Source organism: Kitasatospora sp. NPDC087315 (genome assembly GCF_044744345.1).
Taxonomy (GTDB): Bacteria; Actinomycetota; Actinomycetes; order Streptomycetales; family Streptomycetaceae; genus Kitasatospora.
Window position 1 is genome coordinate 108365 of sequence record NZ_JBIUYD010000005.1, and the last position, 11253, is coordinate 119617.

6 protein-coding genes are annotated in these 11253 nt (G+C 74.6%); 1 reads left to right on the plus strand and 5 read right to left on the minus strand.

Going from position 1 to position 11253, the window contains the following annotated elements; all coding sequences use genetic code 11:
* Positions 1-451: 451 nt before the first annotated feature.
* The 5 genes from ACIO5D_RS09220 to ACIO5D_RS09240 all read right to left on the minus strand — a co-directional run bounded on the left by ACIO5D_RS09220 (position 452) and on the right by ACIO5D_RS09240 (position 7200).
* Positions 452-856 carry a hypothetical protein gene (locus ACIO5D_RS09220; protein WP_363604489.1) on the minus strand — a complete coding sequence of 135 codons (405 nt, stop codon included), beginning with the start codon at positions 854-856 and terminating at the stop codon, positions 452-454.
* Between the two features lie 102 nt (positions 857-958).
* On the minus strand, positions 959-3922 hold the full coding sequence (locus tag ACIO5D_RS09225) for an AfsR/SARP family transcriptional regulator (protein ID WP_400649909.1): 2964 nt from the start codon (positions 3920-3922) through the stop codon (positions 959-961).
* Between the two features lie 159 nt (positions 3923-4081).
* Positions 4082-4663, minus strand: coding sequence for a hypothetical protein (locus tag ACIO5D_RS09230; protein ID WP_400649912.1), 582 nt, complete (start codon positions 4661-4663; stop codon positions 4082-4084).
* Between the two features lie 119 nt (positions 4664-4782).
* Positions 4783-6105, minus strand: a complete 1323-nt coding sequence (locus ACIO5D_RS09235; RefSeq protein WP_400794692.1) for a BTAD domain-containing putative transcriptional regulator — start codon at positions 6103-6105, stop codon at positions 4783-4785.
* Between the two features lie 81 nt (positions 6106-6186).
* A complete protein-coding gene (locus ACIO5D_RS09240; protein WP_363604484.1) occupies positions 6187-7200 on the minus strand; it encodes a helix-turn-helix domain-containing protein in 1014 nt (337 codons plus the stop codon).
* 324 nt (positions 7201-7524) lie between these two features.
* Between ACIO5D_RS09240 and ACIO5D_RS09245 the strand changes: the two genes are divergently transcribed.
* Entirely contained in the window at positions 7525-11223 is a 3699-nt protein-coding gene (locus tag ACIO5D_RS09245; RefSeq protein WP_400794490.1) for a S8 family serine peptidase, read from the plus strand.
* The last annotated feature ends 30 nt before the right edge of the window (positions 11224-11253 follow it).

Consider the following 11253-nt stretch of genomic DNA (forward strand, 5'->3'; position numbering starts at 1 on the left):
AGCGGACGTGTGCGCCGCCCCGGCCGCAAGGGCCCGCTCCGAGGGGGGCGACGCGGGCGGGCGGCCGTCCGGCGAGGGTGCGGAGCGCCGGCCGGGAACCGTCATTGACCTGGAAGGAAGCGGCGACCGGCGCGGTGCGCGAAGCCACCGTCGACGAAACCCCTGACGCCGGGTCACACCGGCGCGCGCACCGTGGCGTTCACGCTTCCGTCAACGGCCGCTCATGGGAGGTGGCGGGGAAATTCAGCAGGAATGGGCGGAAACATTCCCCCAGATCGATTTCCTGTTCCATTGAGGGCGCATTTCGGGGTGCCCCGAAGGCCGTTCGAAAACCGTTCGGAGTGCTGACCTCTCCGCGCGACGACATCACGAAAGGGGCGGGTGGCGGCGGCCACCCGCCCCTCAGGGGCGTCCCCTCAGGCCGGCGTCACCGGCCATCCGTGGAAAACGGTCAGTACCAGAGGTCGGGGCTGAGCTGGTAGTCGTAGCCCGAGCCGCCCTGCCAGTAGAGGCGAACCTCGGCCTTGTAGTCGTGGCCCGGGGTCGGGTTGGAGAGGGTGTAGCTGTAGCTGTACTGGCCGGAGCGGCAGGGGAACGAGGTGGAGAGGGCCTGGCTCTGGGTGGTGTAGTCCCAGAGGATGATCTGCTCGGTGCAGCTGTTGCTGCCGAGGTTGGTGACCGCCGTCGCGGTGACCTGGCCGCCGCCCGCGCTGATGCACGCCTGCTCCCAGGCGGGGCCGCCGCAGCCGCCGCCCGATGACGCCGCGGCGGTGCCCGCGCCCGCGAGGGCGATGCCGCCGAACAGCGCCGTGCCGGCCAGCACCATGGCGGCCTTCCTGATTCCCTGAACGACCATGATCGGTCCCTTCCTGTGCCTGCCCCGTCCGGGTGACCGGGCAACCGCGAGAAGACTCGACGACGGTGATGGACATTCGATGAGCACGCCGGCGGAGGCCCTTCACCCCAGGCCGCGCAGGATCTCCCGGACCTCGGCCGCGTCCGAGGCGAGGCCCAGCCGCTCGAAGTGGCCCAGGGCCTGGGTGAGGCAGGCCCTGGCCCGGTCGGTGTGGTGCAGCCCGGCCAGCGCCCGCCCGAGGACCCGCAGCAGGGTGCCCTCCAGCATGCCGCCGACCTGGCGGGCCTGCGGGAGCGCCTCCTCCGCGGCCCGGACGGTGGCCCGTTCCCGGCCGGCCGCGAGGTGGATGTGGGCGATCAGGCTGCCGGTGGCGGCCTGGAAGCCGATCATGCCGAAGGAGCGGAACCGCTCCAGCCCGTGCTCCGCCGCGTCGAGGGCGGGCGCCAGGTCGCCGCACAGGTGCAGCACCCGGGCGAGGTAGTACCGGCCGACCGCTTCGGAGATGGAGACCTGCGCGCCTGTCAGTTCGGCACAGCGTTCGGCGGCGGCCCTCGCCTCGGCCAGGTGCCCGCACTGGGCCCGGTTGAAGGCGAGTTCGCCGAGCGCGAGCCCCTCGGCGGTGCCGTCGTCCAGCCGCTGGAAGACCGCCGCGGCCTCCTCCAGCGGGCCGATGGCCGCGCCGAACTCCCGCAGGGCGCGGGCGTTCGCGCCGAGCAGCTGGAGGACGTTGGCCCGCAGCCGCAGCCGGTCCGGCCCGTCGCACAGCTCCAGGCAGCGGCGGAGTTCCGCGCCCGCCCGCGCATAGGAGTTGGCGTGCCAGAGCATGCTGCCCCGGACCGAGCGGGCCAGTGCCTCGGCCGCGCGGTCGCCGCGGGCCAGGGCGGCGGCGGCGACCTGGCCGGCGAGGTCGGCGACCGTCGCGATGTAGCCGCGGCCGAAGAGGACGGAGCCCATCTTGTCCAGCAGGTCGGCGGTCTCGGCCAGCGGCAGGCCGGGGTCCTGGCAGGCGCGGTCGATCACCGCGCGGTGGAGGGCGGTCCTGGACCGCATCCAGGCGGTGGCGGACTCCACCGTGCCGAACTCCTGCCCCGGCACGGTGGTCGTGGCCTCGATGAGACTGCGCCGGGCGCGGTCGACCCGGTGCGCGGTCTCCTCGGCGTTGCGGGCGCTGGCCAGGGCGAAGTCCAGCAGCCGGGCGAACGCCGCCGTCACCGAGGCGGGAGTGTCCTCATGGCCGCTCCGCTGCCGGGCGAACACCCTCAGCAGGTCGTGGAAGCCGTACCGGTCGGCGGCGGGCGACTGCAGCAGGTTGAGGTCGACCAGCGTCTCCAGGAGGTCGCGGGTCTCCTCGGGGCCGCTGCCGAGCAGCGCCCCGGCGGCGGCGACGCAGAGCTCGGGGGCGTCCGGCAGCGCGAGCAGCCGCATGGCGCGCGCCTGCGGTGCGCTGAGCCGGGCGTAGGAGAGCGCGAGAACGGATTCCACGGCGGTTTGGTGGCAGGCGAGTCGGGCGAGCCGGGTCTGCTCGTCGGCGAGGCTCGCGGCCAGCACGCCCAGGGTCTGCGCGGGGTCGGCCGCCAGCCGGGAGCCGGCCACCCGGACGGCCAGGGGCAACAGGCCGCAGGCGGTGACGATCGCCAGTGCCGCCTCGGGCTCGGCCTCGGTCCTGGCCCGGCCGGCGATGCCGGCGAGCAGGTCGAGCGCCTCGGCCGGCTCCATCGCGTCGAGGTGGAGGTGGCGGGCGCCCGGCAGCGCGGTCAGCCAGGCGCGGCTGGTGACCAGCACCGCGCAGGTCCGCGAGCCCGGGAGCAGCGGCGCGATCTGCTCGGCGGTGGCCGCGTTGTCGAGCAGGAGCAGCAGCCGGCGGCCGGTGACCGTCGTGCGGTAGAGCGCGGCGCGCTCTACCGGGTCGGCGGGGATCTCGCGGTCCTCCACGCCCAGGGCGGTCAGGAAGGCGCCGAGCGCCTCGGCGGGGTCGAGCGGATCGGCCTGGGCGCCGCGCAGGTCGATGTGGAGCCGGCCGTCGGGGAAGCGGTCGCCCAGGGCCTGCGCGACGTGCACGGCCAGGCTGGTCTTGCCGACCCCGCCTATCCCGTTGACCGCCGAGATGACGACGGCGCCCGGGTCCGGGCCGGCGAGCACCTCGGTCAGTTCCGCGACGGCGGCCTGTCGGCCAGTGAAGTCCGATACGGCAGCGGGCAGTTGGTCGGGTACCGGCGGCCGCGCCGAACCGGCCGGCTGGTCAGGGGAGTCGGGCCTCGCGTGGACTCCGGGCCGGCCCGGGGTGCCGAGGGCGGGGTCGGCGCGGAGGACGCGGGCGTGCAGCGCGTCCAGTTCCGGACAGCCCAGCCCTTCGGCGCGGTAGAAGCGCCGGGCGTCGGCGTACACGGCGTGGGCCTCGGCCGGCCGGCCCGACAGGTGGTACTCCCGCATCAGCAGGGCCCGGAACCGTTCCCGGAAGGGGTGGGCGAAGACGGCCTGGTCGAGGTCGACGAGGCAGGACGGGCTGTCCCCGAGGTCGACGTCGAGGCCGAGCTTCGACTCCAGCGCGTCTACCCGGCGCTCGGCCAGATGGCGGCGCAGCTCGGCGGCGTGCCGGCCGGGCAGCCCGGCGAGCGGCTCCCCCTCGTGCAGGGCGAGCGCGCGGGTGAGCAGTTCGCGGGCGCGCGGCCGCTCACCGGCGGCGAGGGCGTCGTCGGCGCCGGCGACGAGGAGGTCGAACGTGCCGGTGTCGAGTGCCTCGGCTGGCACGTCGAGGCGGTAGCCGCCGTCGACCGTCACCAGCAAGTGCTCGGCGCCGTGGTTCCTGAGCTCCCTGCGCAGCCGGTAGGCGTGGGTGGCCAGGACGGACCTGGGCCGGTTCGGCGGGCTGTCCTCGTCGAAGATGCCGTCGCCGAGCCGGGCGGACGTGAGCACCCGGCCCGGCTGGCCGAGCAGCATGGCCAGAAAGGCCTGTTGCTGCCGGCGCCCGAGCGCCAGGCGCCGGTCGCCGTGCCAGGCGGCCAGCGGGCCCAGGAGGCGGAAGCGAAGGCCGGCTCCGGCCGCTCGCTCGACTGCGGTGGTCTCCATGTCGGGTCTCCCTGTGGACTCGGAGGTCCCGGGCCGGCGCGGGGAGACGGCGGGCGCACGTCTTCGGCCCGGCCGGCCCGAGGACCGGTCAGGGTTTGTCCGGCAGTTCGCGCGCGGCGGGGATTGCCGGACAAGCCCTGACCGAAAGGCGTCGGCCGGTCAGGCCGCCGAGCAGCCGGTGGGCGGGGGCAGGACCACGTAGGGGCTCTCGGTGGAGGCGGGGCCGGCGAGCGGGCCCCGGGTCTGGCCCGGCACATAGGTGATCCCGGGCTGCCGTTCCCAGAGGGTGCGGTTGCAGGTGTCGGTGATCAGGAGGTCGCCGTTGCGCCAGAGGGTCAGCCGGGCGTGCGGGTGCCCGCCGGTGCCGCTCTCCCAGCAGAGGCCGCCGGACGCGTTGAGGACGACCAGGTTGCCGTCGGCGCGCATGACCGCCTTGGCGCCGCAGCCGACGGTGCCGGACGCCCAGGTCGCGGACTGGCGTGACCAGTCGTGGCCGGGCGCGTAGTAGGTGACGAGGTTCCCGTCGGACTGCATGATGAGGCGAGCGGTGCCGTACTGGCCCCGGTTGTCGATGTGCCGGCCGTCGTTCGGGAGCTGTTCGTCGTCCCAGATACTGGCGGTCGGCGCGTCGTAGGCGGCGTGGGCGGTGCCCTGGGCGGCCAGGACGCTCGCCGCGGCCAGGGCCGTGGCGGCGGCGACGCCGGCGAGCCTGCGGGTGATTCGTGCGACGGTGCTGCTCAACTGCTTGTCCCTCTTCCCTCGCCCGGTGCTGGTACGGCGGCCGGCCTGGTCGGGCGGGTGACGGCGGCCGCTGAGGGGATTGTGTGACCCGCCGATTGACGGATGATCAACGCGTTCGTTTACGTCCCGCCGGGGCCGCCGGTCCGCGGGACCAGCGCGGCGACCGGCCAGGCGGGGCGGCGCACCAGCCGGTCCGCCGCGGCCCGCAGCGGACCCGGCAGATGGTCGCAGACGGCGGCCAGCGTCCGGGCGGCCGTCGGTTCGCGGGCCAGCCGGTCGGTGCCGAGCACCCGGCCGAGCAGCGCCTGTGCCTCACCGGGGGTCATCCGGCCGAGGCTGACGGCGTGACATGCGACGCGCTCGCCCGGGGCGCCGAGCGGCAGCGGGCCGGGGCCGTCGGCGGTGACGAGGGCGGCGCAGCCGGGCGCCACGGGCAGCAGCGGGCCCGCGCGGTCGGCGGTGGCGGCCCCGTCGAGGACGACCAGGACCCTCCGGTCGGCCAGCAGCCGGTGGTACAGCGTGCGGCGGTCGGCCGGGTCCGGCGGCACGGCCCGCTCCTCGACGCCCAGCGCGCGGACGAACGCCGCCAGGACGGCGGGCACCGTCGGGGCGTCCCGGCCGTGGAGATCCGCGTACAACTGGCCGTCCGGGTAGGCGGCGCCGGCCAGGTGGGCGGCATGGACGGCGAACGCGCTCTTGCCGGCTCCCCGGGGGCCGGTCACCGTGACGAGCGGTGGGCCGGTCCGGTCCGGTGCGGTCAGGGTCTCCGCGACCGCGGCCAGTTCCTCCCCGCGCCCAGTGAAGTCACCCAGGTCGGGCGGCAGTTGGAAGGGGCGCAGCACCGGGCGGACGGGGGTGCGGGCCGGCGCGGGCGTCCAGGTGTCCGCCCGCAGTTCCAGGTCGAGTTCGAGGCGGGAGCGCCGCGCCTCGTCCCGCCGGGCGGCCAGCAGGCGGCGTTCGTGTGCGGCGAAGGGCCCCGGCACGTCGTCCAGGGCCCGGCCCGTCCAGAGGTCCAGGGCGTCGGACAGCAGGGTGCGGGCGCGTTCCGGCTGCCAGTTGCGGCGGGCGGTGGCGGCGTCGGCGAGCGCGGTCAGGAAGGCCGTGCGGTCGATGCCCGCCGGGTCGGCGTCCAGCCGGTAGCCCTTGGCCTCGTGCCGCAGGATGCTCGGGCCGCCCGCGTCCAGCGCGCTGCGGAGCCGGTACACGTTGCCGGGCAGGGCGCCGGCGCGGTCCGGGGCCTCGTCGCCCTCCTCGCCCCAGACCCCGTCGATGATCTCGCCGACCGGGACGGGGCGGCCGGCCTGGGCGAGCAGGACGGCGAGGACGGCCCGGTCCTGGGCCCGGTTGATCCGCAGCTCGCGGCCGGCCCGCCAGGCCTTCAGCGGTCCGAGGGTGGTGAAGTGGAGCTCCAGCGCGTTCCTCCTGCGCTTCGACGAACGGATCGACGGTTCGTCATGCTACAGACCAACGGGTACGGGGCTCTCGGGGCCGGGGTACGGGACTCCGCCGGCCCGGACTCCGTCTCAGATCCACCCCTCGCGGGCCGCGTGGAGGCCCAGCTGGATCCGGGTGCTCACCCCCGCCCGGTCCAGGAGCCGTCGCACCCGCCGCTCCACCGTCCGCTTGCTGACCCCGAGGTGGGTGGCCACCGCGCGGTCGGGGAGACCGGCCACCAGCAGCGACAGCAGCCGCAGATCACTCGGCGAAGGTCTGGCCGACACCGTCCCGGCGCCCACGCTCTCCGGGGTTCCGTCCGGCCGGGGGAGCACCGGTGTCGCGGACTCCCAGACGCTCTCGAACAGCGCCTCCACCACGGCGATCAGGCTGGGGTGTCGGATCAGGAGGCCGAAGCGCTCCTCCCCGCCGCCCGGGTCCAGGGGGATCAGGGCCCGGCCGGCGTCGGACAGCAAGAGCTTGACCGGCACGGCCGGCGCCGTCCGCATCAACTCGCCACTGCACAGGGACGACTCGATCAGGTTCTCGTCCGGTGCCTGGGACAGGGCCGACTGCTCGTACACCACCCGGTAGCTCAGCCCCTCGGCCATCCGGGCGAGCTGGGTGGGCAGGTTGTCCGCCGCGGACAGCGCGAAGACCGGCGGCTTGACCAGGGCGCGCACCTCCTTGCGGGCACTCTCCTGGACGTCCTGGACGGCGGCCGCCAGGGCCTGGTGTCCGGCGACCACCTGGACGATCTCCGTGGTGTCGCGGGCCGGCGCGGACCGGCGGTAGACGTCGGCCAGCCGCTGGACGCTGGTCCGGGCCTCCTCCAGTTCCCGCTGGCGCCTGGCCAGGAGATTGCGGAAGGCCAGCTCCGGCTCGCGCGCGCGGTAGCGGCCGCCCACCGGCTGGACGAGCCCCTGCTCCGCCAGGGCCGCCAGCCCCACCCGCACCTGGTGCTGCGGACGGCCGGTCGCGGCGGCCAGTTCCGCGAGCTGGGCGGCGGGGCGGGTGACCAGTGCCAGGTAGACGTGCTCCGCCTCGGCTCCCAGGCCGAAACCGTCGAGCAGCCGCCCTTGTTCTTCCAGCGCCTCCAGCAACCGACTTCGCCCCTTCGTGACGATCGGCTCGTACCCCATCGGCTCGCCGGCCGGTACGGGCCGGGTCGGATCGGCCTCCGAATGACGTGGCCATGATCACCGTAAAGAGAAGCCCTACGGCAGTCAATGGGCACTCATGAAGATTGCGTGGCGAAGTACCGTACGGGCGGCCCGAAGTGAGCATCCGTACCGCCCAGGGGGATCCGGGCTGTCGGGGGCACGCCGTTGACGGGCAACCGCCACCGCCGAGAGGGATGTCCGGGCACGGAGCGCACCAGAATCTCACCAGCCCTGCCACCCCCGGAAGTTCCCCAGAGGAGACCTGTGCGATCCCCCACTCCACGGCTCCGGCGCCTGATAGCCGTCGGCGCCGCTCTCGCCGCTCTCGCCGCGACGCCCGCCGGCCCCTTCAGCGCGGTCGCGGCCCCCGCACCCGCGAACGGCCCCGCCGTCGCCCCCGGCACGAGTTCACGCACCATCACCCTGCTCACGGGTGACAGGGTCACCCTGACCACCCTGGCGACCGGGCAGGTCATCACCTCGGTGACACCGGCCCGGGACAGCACCGGTGTGGTGCACACCCTGACCGTCGGCGACGACACCTACGTCTACCCGGACAGCGTCCTCCCCTATGTCGCCGCCGGAATCCTCGACAAGCGGCTGTTCGACGTCACCGCGCTGGTGGCGGACGGCTACGACGACGCGCAGGCGTCCGCACTCCCGCTGATCGTCCAGTACGACAGGAGTGCCCGCGGCGCCGCGGACGGCCCGGCCGCCGCGAAGCTGACCACCTCGCGGGATCTCCCCGCGATCAACGCCACGGCCTCGACCGTCAGGCGGGACGACTCCGCCGCCGCCTGGCGGCAGCTGACCGCCGTCACGGCCCGGGGCGCCGCGCCGGCCTTCGCCGGCGGTGTCAGCCACATCTGGCTGGACGGCAGGGCCACGGCGAATCTGGCCGACAGCACCGCGCAGATCGGCGCACCCGAGGTGTGGTCCGGGGGCAACACCGGCGCGGGCATCAAGGTGGCCGTCCTGGACACCGGCATCGACACCGGGCACCCCGACCTCGCCGACCGGGTGGCGGGCAGTCAGAGTTTCGTCCCCGGCGAGTCCGTCGAGGACGTCCACGGGCACGGCACCCACGTCGCCTCCACCGTCGCCGGTACCGGCGCGGCCTCCGGCGGCAAGGAGAAGGGCGTCGCGCCGGACGCGCGGCTCGTCGTCGGCAAGGTCCTCGGCGGCCCGGGCGCCACCGGCCTGGACTCCTGGATCATCGCGGGCATGACCTGGGCGGCCGAGACCGAGCACGCCAGGATCGTCAGCATGAGCCTCGGCGACCCCTCCGTCGTCGGCGACGGCAGCGACCCGCTGAGCCAGGCCGTGGACGCCCTGAGCGCCCGGACCGGCGCGCTGTTCGTGATCGCCGCGGGCAACTCCGGTGCGGGGGGCGTCTCCTCCCCCGGCTCCGCGACCTCGGCGCTGACCGTCGGCGCGGTCGACTCCGGCGACAACCTCGCCGACTTCTCCAGCACCGGCCCGCGCGCCCTCGACGGCAACCCCAAGCCCGAACTCACCGCTCCCGGTGTGGACATCGTGGCCGCCCGCTCGCAGCACACCGACGGAAGCGGCTACTACACCACCATGAGCGGCACCTCGATGGCGACGCCACACGTCGCCGGCGCGGCCGCGCTGCTCGCCGCCGCGCACCCGGACTGGACCGGCCGGCAGATCAAGGACGACCTGGTCAGCACCACGCACCTGACGCCCGGCATCACCGTCGGCGACGGCGGCGCCGGCCGGCTGGACGCCAGGGCCGCGGTGCTCGGCAGCGTCCACGCCACCGCCACCGCGTGGTCCGGCTTCTACTCCTGGCCGCACGGCGCCGACCGGCCCCGCACCAGGACCGTGACCTACCGCAACACCGGCAGTGCGGACGTCACCCTCAGGCTGGCGCTGGACACCCCGGCCCCCGCGGGCGTGTTCAAGCTCTCCGCCGACTCGGTGACCGTACCCGCGGGCGGCACCGCCGACGTCGCCCTGACCGGCGACCCGGCGAAGGCACCCGCCACCGGCAACCTCGACGGGCAGCTGCTGGCCACCGACCCGGCCACCGGCGGCGTCGTGGCGCACACCCTCGTCGGCATCAACGTCGAGAGCGAGCGCTACAACCTGACCGTCAACGCGACCGGCCGCGACGGCGGCCCGCTCCAGGGTCTCGCCGAGGTCTACGACCTGCACACCGGTGACGTCCTCCTCGCCCAGCTGGACGGCACCACCACCCTGCGGCTGGCGCCCGGCACCTACGCGGTCCTGACGACCGCCGACCTCCCGGGTGCCGAGAAGCCGGACGGTCTCGGCCTCGCGGTGCTGTCCGACCCGCAGGTCGAGCTCACCGCCGACCGGACGGTCGCGCTCGACGCCCGCCGGGCGCACCAGGTGCAGGTCCGCACGCCCAGGGAGGCGACCGCCTCCCAGTACCGGATGGAGTGGTACCGGGGCCTGAGGGAGACCGGCGGCCTGGACGAAGTCCTGCTGATCCCGCTGAAGTACACCAGCATCTGGGCCCAGCAGACCACTCCCGTCACCACCGGCGCCTTCCACTTCCTCACCCGCTGGCGGCTCGGCCAGAGCACGCTGGAGGTGAACGGGGCGGGCACGGAGTTCACCGACCTCGTCCAGCAGGTAGGCTCCACGGCATTCGCCCCCGGCCGCAGCCGCCTGCGCGCCGTCCACGCCGGCCAGGGCGCCGCCGCCGACTACGCCCGCATCGACGCCAGGGGCAGGGCCGTCGTGGTGGACGCCAACTCCACCGTCCCGCCCACCGCGCAGTCCGCGGCCGCGGTCGCGGCCGGTGCCAGGCTGCTGCTGGTCGTCAACGACACCGAGGGCCGCCTCAGCACCTGGTACGGCAACGCCGACTACACCGACGCGCCCATCCAGGTGGCCTCGCTGACCAAGGTCGAGGGCAAGAAGCTGGAAGCCGCGATCGCCAAGGGCGACGACCGCCTGGACGTCACCGCCCGTGACCACCGCGACTACGTCTACGACCTGGTCGACCGCCACGACGGCGCCGTCCCGGCCGACCTGCTGTACCAGCCGAAGGAGTCCGGCCTCGCCACCGTCCGGCAGAACTTCACCTCGCCCTCTCGCGTCCTCGGCGGCGAATTCCGTTACGACCTCCAGGACTTCAACAGCCGCGGCTTCGGCTTCGCCGAGTACCAGCCCATGCCGCGGGCCCGCGTCGACTACGTGGGCACCCAGCAGGGCTTCACCTGGTACGAGCAGTCCACCCTCGGCTCGATCGTGGAGGAGCGGGCGGTGCCGCGCACCTACGCGGCCGGCACGACCACCGACCACCGGTGGTTCTCCGCGCCACTGCACCCGCGGCTGAACACCGGCACCTGGCTGCCCAGCCGCACCGGCGACTGGATGGTCGTCAACATCCCCGGCTGGGGCGACGGTGAAGCGGGCCGCTCCGGCTTCGCGCTGAGCGACGACCTCAAGGAGAACCTGGCGCTCTACCGGGGCGGCACCCTGCTGGCCCGGCAGGACGGCCAGGCGCTCTACCTGACCGTCCCCGCCTCGGCGAAGCCCGAGCCGTACCGCCTGGTCGCCACGACCGGCCAGAGCGGGGTCTTCGCCTACGGCACCGGCACCACCACCGAGTGGACGTTCACCTCCGCGACCGCTCCGGACGGCTACGACTACCTCCCGCTCGTCCAGCTCGACTACAACCTGGGCGCGGACTCCGACGGCGCGATCCACCGCAACGCGCGCATCGGCGTCACCGCCTCGCCGATGGACAACGCCACCCGGGCCGGGAGGATCACCAGCACCTCCCTGGAGGCCTCCTACGACGGCGGCGCCACCTGGACCAGGCTGAACCCGGACCGCGACGGCACCGCCGAACTGTCCGCGCCGCCGCACAACTCCGGCTTCGTCTCCCTGCGGGCGAAGGCCACGGACAGCAACGGCAACTCCGTCACCCAGACCCTGCTGAACGCGGCGCGGCTGAGGTGAGGCCGGGGCCGTGACGGCGGTTCGCGGGAC

What these genes read in the sequence shown, in the direction of transcription:
- ACIO5D_RS09220 (WP_363604489.1), bottom strand. Translation starts at nt 856, where the DNA reads ATGGTCGTTCAGGGAATCAGGAAGGCCGCCATGGTGCTGGCCGGCACG.
- ACIO5D_RS09225 (WP_400649909.1), bottom strand. Translation starts at nt 3,922, where the DNA reads ATGGAGACCACCGCAGTCGAGCGAGCGGCCGGAGCCGGCCTTCGCTTC.